General features: G+C 67.0%; 13 protein-coding genes. 10 read left to right on the top strand and 3 right to left on the bottom strand.

Features of this window, described 5'->3' with window-relative positions; all coding sequences use genetic code 11:
* Positions 1–87: 87 nt before the first annotated feature.
* Positions 88–348, bottom strand: coding sequence for a hypothetical protein (locus MRBLAR12_RS15815; RefSeq protein ID WP_229993489.1), 261 nt, complete (start codon positions 346–348; stop codon positions 88–90).
* 534 nt (positions 349–882) lie between these two features.
* Here MRBLAR12_RS15815 and MRBLAR12_RS15810 point away from each other — a divergent pair.
* The 8 genes from MRBLAR12_RS15810 (at position 883) to MRBLAR12_RS15775 (ending at position 11,500) form a co-directional block, all read left to right on the top strand.
* Positions 883–1,374 (top strand): hypothetical protein, encoded by a 492-nt coding sequence (locus MRBLAR12_RS15810; RefSeq protein WP_364747024.1) that lies wholly within the window; start codon positions 883–885, stop codon positions 1,372–1,374.
* Between the two features lie 346 nt (positions 1,375–1,720).
* Positions 1,721–1,819 (top strand): potassium-transporting ATPase subunit F, encoded by a 99-nt coding sequence (locus tag MRBLAR12_RS15805; RefSeq protein WP_084475820.1) that lies wholly within the window; start codon positions 1,721–1,723, stop codon positions 1,817–1,819.
* 7 nt (positions 1,820–1,826) lie between these two features.
* On the top strand, positions 1,827–3,494 hold the full coding sequence (kdpA, locus tag MRBLAR12_RS15800) for a potassium-transporting ATPase subunit KdpA (protein WP_364747022.1): 1,668 nt from the start codon (positions 1,827–1,829) through the stop codon (positions 3,492–3,494).
* On the top strand, positions 3,491–5,629 hold the full coding sequence (gene kdpB, locus MRBLAR12_RS15795) for a potassium-transporting ATPase subunit KdpB (RefSeq protein WP_364747020.1): 2,139 nt from the start codon (positions 3,491–3,493) through the stop codon (positions 5,627–5,629). The genes kdpA and kdpB overlap by 4 nt, the downstream gene beginning before the upstream one ends.
* 10 nt (positions 5,630–5,639) lie before the next feature.
* Positions 5,640–6,269, top strand: a complete 630-nt coding sequence (gene kdpC, locus MRBLAR12_RS15790; protein ID WP_229993485.1) for a K(+)-transporting ATPase subunit C — start codon at positions 5,640–5,642, stop codon at positions 6,267–6,269.
* 12 nt (positions 6,270–6,281) lie between these two features.
* Positions 6,282–8,960 (top strand): DUF4118 domain-containing protein, encoded by a 2,679-nt coding sequence (locus tag MRBLAR12_RS15785; RefSeq protein ID WP_229993484.1) that lies wholly within the window; start codon positions 6,282–6,284, stop codon positions 8,958–8,960.
* On the top strand, positions 8,957–9,628 hold the full coding sequence (locus MRBLAR12_RS15780) for a response regulator (RefSeq protein ID WP_364747018.1): 672 nt from the start codon (positions 8,957–8,959) through the stop codon (positions 9,626–9,628). Before MRBLAR12_RS15785 ends, MRBLAR12_RS15780 begins: the two co-directional genes overlap by 4 nt.
* A 39-nt stretch (positions 9,629–9,667) precedes the next feature.
* Positions 9,668–11,500: a sensor domain-containing diguanylate cyclase gene (locus tag MRBLAR12_RS15775; protein ID WP_364747016.1), complete on the top strand. Its 1,833-nt coding sequence runs from the start codon at positions 9,668–9,670 to the stop codon at positions 11,498–11,500.
* On the opposite strand, the gene MRBLAR12_RS15770 is transcribed toward MRBLAR12_RS15775, so the two are convergent.
* The gene (locus tag MRBLAR12_RS15770) at positions 11,497–12,630 is read right to left on the bottom strand and encodes an acyl-CoA dehydrogenase family protein (RefSeq protein ID WP_364747081.1); all 1,134 of its coding nucleotides are present in this window, start codon (positions 12,628–12,630) and stop codon (positions 11,497–11,499) included. The genes MRBLAR12_RS15775 and MRBLAR12_RS15770 overlap by 4 nt on opposite strands.
* Positions 12,631–12,938: 308 nt before the next feature.
* Here MRBLAR12_RS15770 and MRBLAR12_RS15765 point away from each other — a divergent pair, with 308 nt between their 5' ends.
* Entirely contained in the window at positions 12,939–14,678 is a 1,740-nt protein-coding gene (locus MRBLAR12_RS15765; RefSeq protein ID WP_364747014.1) for an AMP-binding protein, read from the top strand.
* A gap of 2 nt (positions 14,679–14,680) precedes the next feature.
* Complete coding sequence (locus MRBLAR12_RS15760) at positions 14,681–15,187, top strand: MarR family winged helix-turn-helix transcriptional regulator (RefSeq protein ID WP_229993502.1); 507 nt, start codon at positions 14,681–14,683, stop codon at positions 15,185–15,187.
* 24 nt (positions 15,188–15,211) lie between these two features.
* Here the strand turns inward: MRBLAR12_RS15760 and MRBLAR12_RS15755 are convergent, their stop codons facing one another.
* A complete protein-coding gene (locus tag MRBLAR12_RS15755; protein WP_364747013.1) occupies positions 15,212–16,156 on the bottom strand; it encodes an AraC family transcriptional regulator in 945 nt (314 codons plus the stop codon).
* Positions 16,157–16,288: the final 132 nt, after the last annotated feature.

Here is a 16,288-nt window from a genome sequence, read left to right as displayed (position 1 = left end):
GAGCCACCTGCGGCGCTTGAACATCGCACACAGCACGATGCCCCGAGTACCGCAGCAAATTCTTGCTAAGGCTGGCGCGCCTCATTCTCAGACGACTTCCACCAGTCTGATCGTCTCGTTGGTTCGTTCCAGCTCTTGGGACCAATAGCCGGGATCCTTGGCCATCTGCCGGTATTCATGTGCGAAGTCCCGGAAGAGCTCGCTCAGTAAGGTGTCATCGCCTTCCACCACTTGGCGGACAGCCTCGATGTTGAGAGGAACATTCAAAAGCCGTTCGGCAGGGACGACGACTTGGTGAATGTCGTCCTGGAACCGGAGCCGAAACGAGTATTCGATGGCCAATTTCATTGGGTTGCGCCAGCCTTTCGGTCGAGTTCGGTGGAGAACGAAGCGTACCGGGGAGACATTGTAGATCTGCGCCTAATGTAGCGGGGACCAAACCGTCGAGGTAGACCGCTCGGAATCACCGCAGGAGATGATCGCCGGGCCCCGGAAGCTCGCCTGCACGGGAAAAGGGGGCCGCTCGCCAACTCGATGACATGCTGCTGCCTCGGGTCGACGCCCAACGGATTCCCATGCGAGCCCATCTCCGGGCGGCTGCATCTGGGGCGCATTAAGATAGCGCAAATTTGTGGCCTCCCGCCATATGGAAAGCGTTAGGGCCTGTTCCGGTGACGCTCCGCCGGTGCTGTCATGAAACAAGGAACGCTGCAGCCACCGTGGCCGCAATCCGATCCCCAGCAGGAGTCAACCAGCATGCACACCACGTCCCGGCGGATACAGGACACATCCGGTCTTCCCGCCGGAGCCGGTCCCACCCGGGATTTCGTCGCCGTCGATGACAGCGGGGAGTTTTCGTATCACCGGTCGGAACAGGATTTTATGGGGGCCTTTGAATACATCGAAGAAGCTGCGTGCATCATCGACCGCAGCGGCAGTGCCTACCGCCTGGCCTTGGATCCGAATCGTCACCTGATCCTCGGGCGCTCCCATGGCCCAGTGGAATTCCAGTGGCTCCGCCACGCCTGGATGGACGCGCAAAGCGCGCACCCGGAAGGGCACCGGCTCCGCCGCTTCTACCCCGCTACCCGTTACGAAGTGGTCTCGGACCTGTTCGAAACCCTCGCCCTGGAAAGCGGGACAGCACCGGCCGCGGGCGCCTGGTCTCTGGACATCGACGGCTTTGCATCACGCCCGTCCAACATTGAAGAAATCGACCGCCTGCTCGCACGTCAGGACCGGCTGGAGCATGCCCGTGTGAAGGACCCCTTCGGACACATCTACCGGCCCGCAAGACACCGTAAACACCGGTACCTGCCGGCTGCCGGATCCATCCTCTACGTCGAAATCCCCGCCACCGCCGCAGCTCACTGAGACCGATCCTCCGCCGCCGGAATCAATTCGGCCCGGCACCGCCTGCGCTTCCCGCACCCGTTAGGTGCGCTTTTCGCGCCCGTTAAGGTGCGCTTTTCGCGCCCGCTAAGACAGCGTCAAGATCCGCCCTCAAGGCGTTAAGAAAGCATCAGGACCGGGTTTTTTCCCTTTGCGAAGGCGTTGACTTTCAGTAGCCCCGCAAACGGGGCGCAGATGAAAGGAACCCTGCAATGGCCGACCTGGCTGTTATCGGAATCCTCATGGTTGCCATGGGGTTCGTTATGTGGATCGGCCACGTCTTGGCCGGGATGGTCGGCGGTGCCGATGACCGGCCGGAGGGTGGCAAGTGAGCGCCGACGCGATCATGTGGCTCGTCCTGCTGATTGCCGGATTGTGCCTCTTCGGCTACTTGCTGGCCGTCCTGATTCATCCGGAAAAGTGGTGAGCGGATCATGACCTTCAACTCTGCATCTTTTGTTGTCCAGGTGGTGGCGCTGCTCATTGTTCTGGCAGCCCTGCACAAGCCTCTGGGCGTCTACCTGGCCCGGGTTTTCGAGGGCACGACGTCCAGCCGGCCCGAGCGTCTGTTCTACCGGCTGGCCGGGGTCGATGCCGACACCGAGCAGACCTGGTCCGTCTACCTTCGCAGCGTCCTGGCGTTCTCGGCCGTGTCCATTCTGGCGGTGTTCGGCCTCCAGCGGCTGCAGGGCGTCCTGCCGGGCAGCGGTTCCCTGCCCGGCGTGGACCCTTGGGTGGCCATGAATACGGCCATTTCCTTTGTGACCAACACGAACTGGCAGACGTACGTCCCGGAGACCACGGTAGGCATCTTCGTGCAGATGACGCTGCTGGCGGTGCAGAACTTCCTCTCCGCCGCCGTCGGGATCGTCGTCGTCGTCGCGCTCATCCGCGGCATCGCCCGCACGAGGACGCAGCGGCTGGGCAACTTCTGGGTGGACCTGGCCCGGACGTCGTTCCGGGTCCTACTGCCGCTCGCGTTCGTCGCGGCCGTGCTGATGGTCCTCGGCGGAGTGGTGCAGAACTTTTGGTTCACCGAGGTCACGAACCAGGCCACCGGCGTTTCGCAGCTCATCCCGGGTGGCCCGGTCGCGTCCCAGGAAGCCATCAAGATCCTCGGCACCAACGGCGGCGGCTACTTCAACGCCAACTCTGCCCACCCGTTCGAAAACCCCAACGCCCTGATCAGCTTTTTCGAGGTGTTTCTCCTCCTGCTCATCCCCTCCGCGCTGCCCTACGCTTACGGCAGGATGGTGGGCGACCAGAAGCAGGGCTACACGGTAGCCGCCGTGATGGGCACGCTGTGGCTGGCTTCGATTTCGCTGATGGGCTGGGCCGTGGCGTCCGGTCAGGGAACCGCGACGGCGGCCGCCGGCGGCCTGGGCGAGGGTTTTGAGCAGCGCTTCGGCCCTGTGCCGAGCGCGATCTTCGCCACGTCCACCACGCTGACCTCCACCGGCGCCGTCAATGTCGCCCACGATTCCCTGCCGCCGCTGGCCGGCGGAGTGGCCATGGTGAACATGATGCTCGGCGAGGTCGCCCCCGGCGGAACCGGTTCCGGGCTCTACGGCCTGCTGATCCTCTCTATCATCTCCGTCTTCATTGCCGGGCTGATGGTCGGGCGCACCCCGGAGTACCTGGGCAAGAAGATCGGGCCGACGGAAATGAAGCTCGCCGCCATGTACATCCTGGTCACCCCGACCCTGGTGCTGGCCCTGTCCGGCATCACCGTGCTGCTGCCGGACATCATGGCCAATGCGCCGGCCACCGGTCCACACCAGTTCAGTGAAATGCTCTACGCTTTCACCTCCGGGGCCAACAACAACGGCTCCGCGTTCGGCGGCATCACCACCTCGGGCCCCTTCCTGTCGGTCATGCTGGGCCTGGGCATGCTGCTGGGCCGCTTCCTACCGATCGTCTTGGTGATCGCCCTGGCCGGTTCCCTCGCCCGTCAGGGCAAGATTCCGGCCTCCGCCGGCACCGTCCCCACCCACGGCCCGCTGTTTGGCTCGCTGCTGCTGGGCGTGACAGTGATCATGACCGCCCTGAGCTACTTCCCGGCCCTTGCCCTGGGCCCCCTCGCAGAAGGACTTCTCAAATGACCCGGTCTCACACGGCATTAGCCACGGACACCGACGCCCAGACCTACGCCGACGGCAACCCCCTTGGCACTCCGGGCGAACATAAGCACCACACCAAGGCCCCGGCAAAACTCACGCTCGCGTCCGTCGTCGCCGCCCTGCCACTTGCGGTCCGGAAACTCTCGCCGCGGCAGATGATCCATTCCCCTGTCATGTTCACCGTGCTGGTGGGGGCCGCCCTGTGTACGGCGATCTCGGTGTACCGGCCGTCGGTGTTCGGCATCGCCGTGACGGTCTGGCTGTGGCTCACGGTCCTCTTCGGCACTTTGTCCGAATCCATCGCCGAGGGCCGGGGCAAAGCCCAGGCGGACAGCCTCCGCGCCAGCCGCAAGGGCGTCCAGGCCCGGCTCCGGCAGCCAGACGGCTCCACCAAGGACGTCCCCGGCACGGAGCTGCGTCTCAATGACGTGGTGATCTGCGAGGCCGGGGACGTCATCCCCTCGGACGGCGAAATCATCGAAGGCCTGGCGAGCGTCGACGAATCGACCATCACCGGCGAATCAGCCCCGGTGATCCGCGAATCCGGCGGTGACCGGTCCTCCGTCACCGGCGGTACGAGGGTGCTCTCGGATCGGATTGTCATCCGCATCACGGCCGAGCCGGGACAGACGTTCATCGACCGGATGATCAAGCTGGTCGAGGGCGCCGTGCGGCAGAAGACCCCCAACGAGATCGCCCTCCACGTGCTCCTGGTGTCACTGACCATCGTGTTCCTGGCCGTCACCATGTCGCTGGCACCGTTCGCAGCCCTCGCCGGCGCCACGCCTTCCCCGATCGTGCTGGTCGCCCTGCTGGTCTGCCTGATCCCCACGACGATCGGGGCGCTGGTCCCGGCGATCGGCATCGCCGGCATGGACCGCCTGGTCCAGCACAACGTGCTGGCCACCTCCGGCCGTGCCGTGGAGACCGCCGGGGACATCACCACACTGTTGTTGGACAAGACCGGAACCATCACGTATGGCAACCGCCGCGCTGTTAATTTCTTCCCCGCCAACCAGGTGGAGCGGACCCGGATGATCGAAGCGGCCCGGGTCTGCAGCCTGGCCGACGAAACCCCCGAGGGACGCTCCATCCTGGACCTCGCCGCGGACAAGGGCGTGACCGGGTCCGATCTGACCACACTCGAACGCACCTCCGGCAAGTTTGCCGTGGTCCCCTTCAGCGCCGGCACCCGCATGAGCGGGCTGGACCTTGACGGGCTGCAGATCCGAAAAGGGGCTGCCTCCACGGTGGCGGCATTCGTTGCCGAATTCGGCGGGCACACTCCGGCGGAGGTCGACCACCGGGTACAGGAAATCTCGGCCCAGGGCGGCACGCCCCTGCTGGTCGCCCAGGTGGACAAGGACGGCCGGGCGGACGTCCTGGGAACCATCCACCTCGCCGACGTCGTCAAGCCCGGCATGCACGCCCGCTTCGCCGAACTGCGGCAAATGGGCATCCGGACCGTCATGATCACCGGCGACAACCCGATCACTGCCAAGGCGATCGCCGCCGAGGCCGGCGTCGATGATTTCCTGGCGGAAGCAACCCCGGAAGACAAGCTCGCGGTCATCAAGAAGGAACAGGCCGCAGGCCGGCTCGTGGCCATGACCGGTGACGGCACCAACGACGCCCCGGCCCTGGCCGCGGCAGACGTCGGCGTCGCCATGAACTCCGGCACCCCGGCCGCGAAGGACGCTGCCAACATGGTGGACCTCGACTCCGACCCCACCAAACTCATCAACATCGTCGGCATCGGCAAGCAGCTGCTCATCACCCGCGGCGCCCTGACCACCTTCTCGGTCGCCAACGACGTCGCCAAGTACTTCGCGATCGTCCCGGCGCTTTTCACCGCCGCATTCCCGGGGCTCGGACTGCTGAACATCATGGGCCTGGCCACCCCGTCTTCGGCCATCCTGTCCGCGGTGATCTTCAATGCCCTGATCATCATCGCCCTGGTGCCGCTGGCGCTCCGCGGCGTCAAATACCGTGCCGTCTCCGCCAACCAGGCGCTGGCCCGGAACCTGCTGATCTACGGGCTCGGCGGCCTGATCGCACCATTCATCGGCATCAAAATCATCGACCTCATGATTTCGCTCATCCCCGGAATCGGCTAGGAACATCCCCATGAACATCCTCACCGGCTACCTCCGTCAGCTGGGCACCGCCCTGCGGTTCCTCCTCTTCGCCACGCTGGTCCTCGGCGTGGCCTACCCCCTGGCAGTCTTTGGCACCGGGCAACTGATCGCCCCGTACCAGGCCAACGGCTCCATCCTCAAAGACAGCTCCGGGGCCCCGGCCGCGTCCGCCCTGATCGCCCAGGCCGCGGCCGACGATTCCGGCGCCCAGGACCCGCGCTGGTTCCACGCCCGGCCCTCGGCCGTGAAGTGGGACCCGGCATCGTCCTCGGCCACCAACCTGGGGCCCAACGACCCGAAACTGCTCGACGCGGTCGCCGCCAACCGGTCCGCCGTCGCCGCGGCTGAAGGCGTGGATGCGGCAGCGGTTCCGGCCGACGCCGTGACGGCCAGCGGTTCCGGGCTGGACCCGGACGTTTCACCCGAGTACGCCAAACTGCAGCTTGCGCGGGTGGCGGCAGCGAACGGCCTGAGCACCGACGCCGTCGCCGCCATGGTGGAGCAGTACACGAGCAGTGGGGTAGTCGCGTTTCTCGGCCAGCCATCGGTCAACGTGACTGCCCTCAACCTCGCCGTGGCGGCGGCCGCACGGCCGTCGCAGCCGGCTCAAACCAAGTGAGAGAATGACGGCATGGCACGTGGAACGCTGCGGATCTTCCTGGGGGCCGCGCCGGGGGTGGGCAAGACCTACGAGATGCTTGAAGAAGCCCACCGGCTCGGCGAACGCGGCGAGGACGTCGTGGTCGCGTTCGCCATGGACCACGGACGCAGCGAGACGCGGGCGCTCCTGGCGGGACTTGAGGTCATCCCGCCCCAGCGCCTGCCCTACCGGGGCACGGAGTTCGAGGAAATGGACCTTGACGCCGTCCTGGTGCGGGCCCCGGGGACCGCGGTCGTGGACGAATACGCCCACTCCAACGTTCCGGGCAGCCGCAACGAGAAACGCTGGCAGGACGTCGATGCGCTCCTTGATGCCGGCATCAACGTCCTCTCCACCGTCAACGTCCAGCATCTGGCGTCCCTGGGCGACGTCGTCAGCGCCATCACCGACGTCCATCAGGCGGAGACGGTGCCCGACGACGTCGTCCGGAAGGCGGACCAGATCCACCTGGTGGACATCTCCCCCGAGCTGCTCCGCCAGCGCCTGAGCGACGGCAAGATCTACGCTGCCGAAAAGATCGACGCCGCCCTCTCGAACTATTTCCGCCTGGGCAACCTCACGGCACTGCGTGAACTGGCATTGCTGTGGCTGGCCGACCGGGTGGACGAGGGCCTGGCCAAGTACCGGGCCGAACAGGGCATCGATGCCAGCTGGCCGGCCCGGGAACGCATCGTCGTCGGGCTGACCGGCAGCCCCGAAGGGGAAGTCCTGATCCGCCGCGGGGCCAGGATCCTCAACCGCGTCAACGGCGGGGACCTGCTGGCGGTCCACGTCCGGTCCGCCGATGGCCTCGCCGAGGAGTCGCCCCACGCGCTGGAAGCCCAGCGCCGCCTGATCCTGGACCTTGGCGGCAGCTACCACATCGTGACCGGCGAGGATCCGGCCGCCGCCCTCCTGGACTTCGCCCGCAGCGTCAACGCCACCCAGATCGTCGTCGGCATCTCCCGGCACAAAAAGCTCGCCGGCCTGATCGGAAACCTGCTCGGCGGTGGGGTTGGCACCCGGGTGGTCCGCGATTCCGGGGACATCGACGTCCACATGGTCTCCCATCCCCTGGGCGGCCGCGGCGCCGGGCCGCGCCAGCACCGGGACCTTGGCCGCGTCCGGGTCGCCGTCGGGTTCGCCCTCGCTGTGCTGCTCCCCATGGTCCTGCAGCTCCTGCTTTCGCTCCTGAACCCGGAGCGGAATGTCGCTGCGGCCATGCTGGTGCAGCTCACCGGCTCGGTGGCGGTGGCGCTGATCGGCGGGTTGTGGCCGGCCATCCTGGCCGCACTGTGGAGCAGCCTCCTGGTGAACTACTTTTCGACCCCGCCGCTGGGCACGCTCACCATCAGTGATCCGCAGAACTTCCTGGCCCTGCTGGTGTTTGTAGGCGTCTCGGCCGCCGTTGCCGTTGTGGTCGACCTATCGGCCCGCCGTTCCAAGGAGGCCGCGCGGGCCCGCGCCGAAGCCACGACGCTGGGGGACCTGACGCGCAGTGCCGCCGGCTCGGAGGACACGGTTCAGGCATTGCTGGAACAAGCCCTGAGCGTCTTCCAGGTGCGTGGTGCTGCCGTTTTCAGCCTTGGCTACGGCCCCGCGGACGGCGACAGCGGCGCAGGACCCGACCGGCGATGGCAACTTCAGGCCGCCGTGGGAGAAATTCCAGCCCTGTCCGCCGGCGCGCCAAGGAACGATGGCACCGGCGACAACGTGGAAGAAATCGACGCCGTCACACGCCTCGTGTTGTTCGGACGGATCTTGCCGGCAAGCGACCGGCGCCTTCTGGGGGCGTTCGGAGTTCATCTGGCGGCACAGCTGGAACGCCAGCAACTGGTCGCCAGCCGGCGGGAGATGCTCCGCTTGGCCGAGAGCAACACGATGCGCACCTCCATCCTCCGCGCTGTCTCGCACGACCTGCGCACCCCTCTGGCCGGGATCAAGCTTGCCGTCGGCGGACTGCGGCACGACGACGTCCATTACACCCAGGCAGAGGAGCAGGAACTGCTGGCAACGATAGAGGAGTGCTCGGACAGGCTGGACGCGCTGGTGGGCAATCTGCTGGACATGTCCCGGATCACATCGGATGCCGTCAATCCCCTGCTCAAACCCGTGCGGTGGTACGAGGTCATCCCGGGTTCCCTGAGCGCCGTCCCCGCGGGGCGGGTGCGAGTGGACCTGCCTCCCAACATGCCCGAGATCGACGCCGACCCTGGAATGCTGGAACGAGTGATTGCGAACATCGTCGAGAACGCCGTGAAATACGCCCCCGATTCGGATATCGTCCTGGTCGGGGCGGCCGGCGGGCTCAGCCCGGCGACTCTCGGAGGGCGCCCTGCCGGCGAGCTCCGGGTCATCGATCACGGCCGGGGAATCCCGGCGGAGAGGGTCATGGAAATGTTCCGGCCATTCCAGCGTCTCGACGACGCCCCGCAAACCACAGGAATCGGACTCGGGCTTGCGGTGGCGAAAGGGTTCACGGATGCCATGGGTGGCAGCCTGAGCGCCGAAGCGACACCGGGCGGAGGGCTGACGATGATTATCCGGCTTCCATTGTCCACGGGGACCCCGTATGACGGACACCGCGCCCAGGCCCCGTTCGAGCCCCGGTCGCTGGTGGCGCGCCGCGCTCATGCGATGCCCCTTTCGTCCGGACCGGACGCAACATGACGGCGGTCCTCGTCGTCGACGACGACCCGCATCTGCTCAGGGCCCTCCGGATCACACTCCAGGCCCACGGCTACGCCGTCACCACCGCCGTAGACGGGACCTCAGCGCTGCTGGCGGCCACCCAGAACCCGCTCTCACTCATCATTCTGGACCTCGGCCTGCCTGACATTGACGGGACCAGCGTCCTCAAAGAGCTGCGCGGCTTCAGCAGCGTGCCGGTCTTGGTGCTGTCCGCCCGGCACGGCTCCGAGGACAAAGTTGAGGCGCTCGACGCCGGCGCGGACGACTACATCACCAAACCGTTCGGCCTGGACGAGCTCCTCGCCCGGCTCCGCGCCCTCCTGCGCCGCAGCGTCGAACCGGACGAATCGCTGGTCGTGACCGAGGCTTTCACCATTGACCTGGGCAAGCACCGGGTTACCCGGGACGGCGAGGACATCCGGCTGACCCCGACTGAATGGAAAATCCTGGAGGAACTGGTCCGGAATCCGGAAAAACTCATCACACAGCAGCAGTTGCTCGCCAGAGTCTGGGGTCCGGCGTACGCCAAGGAGACCAACTACCTCCGGGTCTACATGGCCCAGCTGCGGCGCAAACTGGAGCCGGACACGGCCAACCCCCGCCACCTGCTCACCGAAGCCGGCATCGGCTACCGGTTCATGCCCTGATGGTTTTCCGATGCCGGGCCGGCAATGGATACTGGGGCAATGACTAATCGCAGCCCGCTCAACAGGGACGATGCCGGCCCGTCGGCGCTGCCGGAGATCCCGGCGCAGCTGCGGGCAGTCCTCAACGGGATCCCGGCCATGGTGGGTTACTGGGACATGGGTCTCCGCAGCCGCTTGGCCAACGATGCCTACTGCGAGTGGTTCGGGATCAAGCCGCAGCAGTTGAACGGCATGCACGTCCGGGACGTGCTCGGTGACGTGGCCTTCGAAGCGACCCGGCCGATCATCGAACTGGTGCTCGCCGGAGAGGCGCAACACTTTGACCGGACCCTCGTGAATGCCGCGGGCGAGTCACGTTACACCGAGGTCACGTACACTCCCGATACCCGCGACGGCGCGGTGCAGGGCTTCTTTGTCGTGGTCACCGACATCACGGAGCGGGTGCTGGCCGACCGGCGCCGGCAACGGGACATGGACCGGTACCGCGCCTTGGCGCGCAGCGTCCCCGGCGTCTTCGTGCTCCTCTTCGACGCCGAGCTACGCTACCTGATCGCCGAAGGCCAGGAACTGGAGACCTTCGGCTACCGCACGGAAGAGCTCGAAGGCCGGCGCATCCAGGACGTACTCAGGGGCAATCTCGCCAGCGAGCTCGAACCGCGCTACCGCGCAGCCCTCGCCGGCCGCGAGGTCTCCTGGAGCCGGCAGATCGGCCACCGCACCTACCGGCTCAAGGCCGGACCGGTCTACTCCGACGAAGACGGCGCGGCCGGTATGGTGGTGGCCGTTGACGTCACTGAGCGCTTGCAGCAGCAGCAGGTATGGGAGGCCTTGCACGAGATAGCGACCGCCGTCGCCCGCAACGCCGCCCCTGCAGACATTTCCGAGCGGGTCGCCTCCATTGTCCGCGAGCTGTTCAACGTGGACTCCGCCGCCGTGGTCCGTTTCACGGGCCCGTCCTCGGCGGAAATTGTCGCCATGGCCCCGAGCCTCCCGCCGACGCTGAGCCGCCGGCACATCTTCGCCCCGACAGACGAGTCCGCCACCGTCCGGGTGGCCGTGACCGGCAAGCCGGCCCTCGTTGTGTACGGGCCGGAGGGCGGGCCGGCGGCAGAGCAGATGCGCGCCGGCGGGTTCCAGTCCGCGGCGGCAGCGCCGGTCCGCGTCCGGGGAAGCCTCTGGGGCGTGGTGAGCCTGACCTCGAAGTCCCGCACAGGTGTCACGGAAGCCATGATGGAGCGGCTGGCCCAGTTCGCGGAACTCGTCGAGATCGCGATCGGCAACACGGAGGCATGGACCGATCTGGAGCTCCAGGCGACAACCGACGCCCTCAGCGGCCTGCCCAATCGGCGGGCGCTGGAACAGCACCTCGACGAACAGGTGGCGCTGGCCGGGAGACGTGGGACCAGACTCAGTGCCGTCGTCCTGGATATCGACCACTTCAAGAGAGTCAACGACACCCATGGTCACTTGATGGGCGACGTCGTCCTCGCGGAGGTCGCGGCCAGGCTCCGGTCGGTCGCCCGCGCCAACGAGATCGTGGCCCGCTTCGGCGGTGAGGAGTTCGTGTGGCTGCTCCCGGAGACTGACGGCGCCGAGGCCCTGTTCGCGGCCGAACGGGCCCGCGAGGCCATCGCCTGCGAGCCGTTCGGGGAAGTCGGTTTCCTGACGATCTCCGCCGGAGTCTGCGAGCAGGGCGACGCCACGGCCGGTTCCCTCCTGGATTGCGCGGACCGGGCCCTGTACGAGGCCAAGAACGCCGGCCGCAACCGCACGTCCCGGTACGGTCACGCCAGCCCGGCGGGCCGGACCGCTTCGGCCGGCCAGGCTCGGAACGGCCAGGCGCGGGACGGCACGGACACGCGCGGGGCCTAGACGAAGGCGGACTTCCCCGTCACGGCCCGGGCCACGATCAGCGAATTGATTTCGTAGCTGCCCTCATAGGTATAGAGGATTTCGGCGTCGCCGAAGAGCTTGCCCATCTCATAGTCGCTGCTGATGCCGTTGCCGCCCATGAGGGACCGGCCCATCGCCACCGAGGCACGCGCCAGCCGCGTCGTGGTCGATTTGGCCATCGCGGCCTGGACCATCTCGAGCTTGCCGTCTTCCTGGATCCGCGCCAGCTGGGCCATCAGGGCCAGGGAGGCCGTCGCGTTGCCCAGGATCTCGGCGAGCTGCTGCTGGATGAGCTGAAAGCGGGCCAGTTCCTTGCCGAACTGGCGGCGCTGCAGCGAATAGGCGCGTGCGACGTCGAACGCGGCCAGCTGGATGCCGGCGCCCTGCCAGCCCACCCAGGCCCGTGAATCCCGCAGGAGCTCATTGGCCTTGGAAAAGTCGGTGGCGCCGGGAAGGAGGCTGGCCGCCGGGATGCGGACCTCGTCGAGGACAATGTCGGCGTTCTGCATGATGCGCAGGCCGATCTTGTTGGCGATCTTCGTGGCGGTGTAGCCGGCACGGTCCGTCTCCACGATGAAGCCCTTGATGTGCTGGTCAGCAACGTCCCGGGCCCACACAAGGGCGAAGTCCGCGATGGTGCCGGCGCCGATCCATCGCTTGGCGCCGTTGAGGACCCATTCGCCGCCGTCCAGCCGCGCGGTGGTTTCCAGGCCACCGGCGATGTCCGAGCCGTGGTCCGGCTCCGTCAGGGCGAACGCTCCGAGCTGGGTGAACGCGGTGAGGCCGGGGAGCCAGCGTGCCTTCTGTTCCTCCGAGCCCAGCTCATCGATCATGCCGACAATCAGCTCGTTGTGGATGCCTACGAGCGCCGAGAGGGAGACGTCGGCGCGGGCCACCTCGACGTACATGAGCCCCTTGAAGAGCTTGGACGTGCCGTCCGTTTGCAGCCCGCCCAGACCGTATTTGCCGAGTTCCGCGAGCAGGCCGAAGGGGAACTCCTCGCGGTTCCAGTAGTCGATCGACGCGGCCCGGATCCGGGACTGCAGGAACTCCCGGACCTCCTGGTAGCGGAGCTGTTCGTCCGGCGGCAGCAGGTCCACGATGTACATCAGGTCGGCGTCGGGGAACGGCGGCTGCGCAACTGCTGCTGCGGCGCCTGTCTCCGCCGTGTTTGATTCCGTGTTTGTTTCGGCTGGCGCCGGCTGTCCGCTGGCACGTCCTTGTGGCTGCACGGGCACGTATCCCTTCCTCATGCGCGCCGCCTGCAGAGCAGCGCCGCTCTTCCAAACCCTTGGATGTCCTAGTATATTGCACAGTGATGGGGATCACTAGGCAGGCACCGTGCCGGACCGGCGGGATCCCAGGCAGCGGCGCCAAGCCCGGAACGGCAGCGCCAGAGTACTTCGAAAGGTGCACCATGACCGTGACTGAGGAATTCCGGGCCGCGCGGGACCGGCTGCTGGCCCTGCGCGGGGACTACGACGGCGCCCGCAGCGAATTCCAGTGGCCGCGCTTCGAGGAATTCAACTTCGCACTGGACTGGTTCGACCAGCTCGCGGCAGACCCGGCCAGGGCGGACAAACCGGCGCTGGTGATCGTCGAACAGGACGGGTCCGCGACCCGGCGCAGTTTCGCGGACCTCTCCCGGCGCTCGTCCCAGGTGGCCAACTGGCTGCGCGCGCAGGGCGTGCGGCGCGGGGACCGGATGATCATCATGCTCGGCAACCAGGTGGAGCTCTGGGAACTTATGCTCGCCGGCATCAAGCTGGGCATCGTCATGATCCCCACCACCACCCTGATGGGACCCGCCGACCTGCAGGACCGGGTGGAGCGCGGCGGCGCATCCTGGGCCGCCGTCGGCAGTGCCAACATCGCCAAGTTCGCCGACGTCGCCGGTGACTACACGCTGATCGAAATCGGCGGCAGCCCCGCGAGTACCTCCGCAGCCCCAGACAATGTCCGGCAGTACGCCGACGCTGCCGCCGCCGGAGTGGACTTCACCCCGGACGCCCCCACCCTTGCCGACGAGACCCTCCTGCTGTACTTCACATCCGGCACCACGTCCAAGGCCAAACTCGTCGAACACACGCACACCTCCTACCCGGTGGGACACCTGTCCACGATGTTCTGGATCGGGATGGAACCGGGCGACGTGCACCTCAACGTGGCCTCGCCGGGCTGGGCCAAGCACGCCTGGTCTAATGTGTTCACCCCGTGGATCGCCGAGGCGTGCGTGTTCATCTACAACTACGAACGCTTCGACGCCAAGGCCCTCATGGAACAGATGGACCGCGAATCCGTGACCAGCTTCTGCGCCCCGCCGACGGTCTGGCGGATGCTGATCCAGGCCGATCTCACCCGGCTGCTGAACCCGCCCACAAAGGTGGTGTCCGCCGGCGAACCGCTCAACGCCGAGGTGATCGACCAGGTCCACCGTGCCTGGGGCCAGAGAATCCGGGACGGCTTCGGCCAGACCGAATCGACGGTGCAGATCGCGAACACCCCGGGCCAGCCAATCAAGATCGGCGCCATGGGAAAGCCGCTGCCGGGCTACGACGTCGTGCTCGTGGACCCCGCTACGGGTGCGGAGGCCGACGACGGCGAGCTCTGCCTGCGCCTCGACCCCCGCCCCGTGGGGCTCATGAAGGCGTACTACGGCGACCCGGACAAGACGGCGGAGGCTTTCCGGGACGGTTATTACCACACGGGGGACATGGCGAGCCGGGACGAACGGGGCATCATCACGTATGTGGGCCGCGGCGACGACGTCTTCAAGTCCTCCGACTACCGGCTGTCCCCCTTCGAACTGGAGAGCGTGCTGATTGAGCACCCGGCGGTGGCGGAGGCCGCCGTCGTCCCCTCTCCCGACCCGCTCAAGCTGTCGGTGCCGAAGGCGTTTGTGGTCCTTGCGGCCGGGCACCAGCCCGGCCCGGAGCTGGCCGAGGATATCCTGCGGTACTGCCGGGACCACCTGGCCCCGTTCAAGCGGATCCGCCGGCTGGAGTTTGCCGAACTCCCCAAAACGATCTCGGGCAAGATCCGGCGGGTGGAGCTGCGGCACAGCGAGGAGCTGCGCCACGGCGGCGGGCCTGTTCCCGAAGGCTTCGGCGTCGAGTACTCCGACTCCGATTTTCCCGGGCTCAAGAGTCAGGGGTGAGCGTGGGAACACCGCTGCCGCGAGATCCGATCGCCGACGCCCGGCTGAACTGGGAGCGCCACGGCTGGTCCGACGTAGCCGCCCCGATGGCCGCGATCACCGCCATCATGCGGACCCAGCAGATCCTGCTGGGCCGGATCGAGGCCGTTCTCAAGCCGTTCGGACTCACGTTTGCCCGGTACGAGCTGCTGGCCTTGCTCAGCTTCGCCCGCAGCGGGGCGCTGCCCATGAACAAGGCGAGCGCGCTGCTGCAGGTCCACCCCACATCGGTCACCAACGCCGTGGACCGGCTCCAGGACGCCGGGCTGGTGATGCGCTCACCGCATCCCACGGACGGCCGCACCACCTTGATCGAGCTCACCCCCGACGGGCGCGCCCTGGCCAAACGGGCGACGGCGGTGCTGAACTCCGAGGTCTTCGGCCAATCGGGTTTCGGGGACCAGGACGTGGACCAGCTGATCCGGATCCTGGGCACGTTCCGCCGGAACGCCGGGGATTTCAGCGGCTGACTGGCCGTCTTGCCCGACACATTCCTAGACGGCCTGTGGTGTCGGCGGAGCATATTTGAGATGGCGGTAGGCTGTCGGGCTGAGGCCGAAACGGCGTTTGAAGGCCGCGCTCAGCGCAAACGGGCCCCCGTACCCGACCTGGGCGGTGGTGAGGTTCGGGTCCGCGAGCAGCTCGCTGGCGAGCAGCATCCGCCAGTTCGTCAGGTAGGTCATCGGCGGCTCGCCGACGACATCGCGGAAGCGGCTGGCCAGCGTGGCGCGGGAGACGTGCAGGCGGGCGGCGAAGGTCTCGAGCGTCCAGGCTTCGGCGGGGGAATCGTGCATAAGCTCCAGCATCGGGGCCACCAGGGAATCCGTGCCTGCCGCCAGCCAGCCGGTGGCCCGCCCGGGATGCTCGGCCGCCCAGGCGCGCACGGCGTGGACCAGCAGCACATCCAGCATCCGGTCGACCACGCTTCCTTGTGCCGGGGCGTTCGTGGTGATCTCGCCGCCGAGGAACCGCGCCAAGGCTGCATCAACGCCGCCGGCGGGGATGATGGCGACACGGGGCAGCACGGCTGTTACCGCGGAACCGATTTCCGCCTCGGTGGTGTAGGTGCCGACGAGCACGACCGTTTCCCCTGCCGACGCATTGCCCCAGGTGCGAACGCCGTGGCTCATGCTGAGGTGGACAGTCTCGCCGGAAGGGGTGGTGCATTCCTGACCGGGATGAATGATGATGGTCGCCGCCCGTCCGGGGTCGTCGGCCAGAAGATAGGGGTCAGGCCCGCGGACGACGGCGATGTCACCGGATTCGAGGAGGACCCGCTCGCCGTCCGCGGCAAGCCAAGCCTGCCCGGCAAGCACCGCCATCAGTGTCAGCGGTGCGCGGTCCTGCACGAGGATTGACCACGGCGGGTCCATGACGACGCGCAGGGCGAACGCGCGGCGGGCATGTGGGCCGTCGAGCAACCGGGTCAGCGGATCCATAACTGCATTCTAGACGAATGCGTATCTATTCTTGACTCTGAGCTATGGATCGTCTTTCCGCGGTGGTGTTGGCTTGTTATATGACTGAATCAAAAGTTCTTGTTGGCGGCAGCACCCGCCGCACCGGCGCCG

The sequence above is a fragment of the Arthrobacter sp. LAR12-1-1.1 genome (assembly GCF_040676555.1).
Classification (GTDB): domain Bacteria; phylum Actinomycetota; class Actinomycetes; order Actinomycetales; family Micrococcaceae; genus Arthrobacter.
The sequence above is the reverse complement of the archived record's forward strand: the minus strand, read 5'-3'. Positions and strand labels throughout refer to the sequence as shown.

Excerpts from the sequence above, each read along its gene's own strand:
- MRBLAR12_RS15815 (WP_229993489.1), bottom strand. The coding sequence starts at position 348 with ATGAAATTGGCCATCGAATACTCGTTTCGGCTCCGGTTCCAGGACGAC.
- MRBLAR12_RS15810 (WP_364747024.1), top strand. The coding sequence starts at position 883 with ATGGGGGCCTTTGAATACATCGAAGAAGCTGCGTGCATCATCGACCGC.
- kdpA (WP_364747022.1), top strand. The coding sequence starts at position 1,827 with ATGACCTTCAACTCTGCATCTTTTGTTGTCCAGGTGGTGGCGCTGCTC.
- kdpB (WP_364747020.1), top strand. The coding sequence starts at position 3,491 with ATGACCCGGTCTCACACGGCATTAGCCACGGACACCGACGCCCAGACC.
- kdpC (WP_229993485.1), top strand. The coding sequence starts at position 5,640 with ATGAACATCCTCACCGGCTACCTCCGTCAGCTGGGCACCGCCCTGCGG.
- MRBLAR12_RS15785 (WP_229993484.1), top strand. The coding sequence starts at position 6,282 with ATGGCACGTGGAACGCTGCGGATCTTCCTGGGGGCCGCGCCGGGGGTG.
- MRBLAR12_RS15780 (WP_364747018.1), top strand. The coding sequence starts at position 8,957 with ATGACGGCGGTCCTCGTCGTCGACGACGACCCGCATCTGCTCAGGGCC.
- MRBLAR12_RS15775 (WP_364747016.1), top strand. The coding sequence starts at position 9,668 with ATGACTAATCGCAGCCCGCTCAACAGGGACGATGCCGGCCCGTCGGCG.
- MRBLAR12_RS15770 (WP_364747081.1), bottom strand. The coding sequence starts at position 12,630 with ATGTACATCGTGGACCTGCTGCCGCCGGACGAACAGCTCCGCTACCAG.
- MRBLAR12_RS15765 (WP_364747014.1), top strand. The coding sequence starts at position 12,939 with ATGACCGTGACTGAGGAATTCCGGGCCGCGCGGGACCGGCTGCTGGCC.
- MRBLAR12_RS15755 (WP_364747013.1), bottom strand. The coding sequence starts at position 16,156 with ATGGATCCGCTGACCCGGTTGCTCGACGGCCCACATGCCCGCCGCGCG.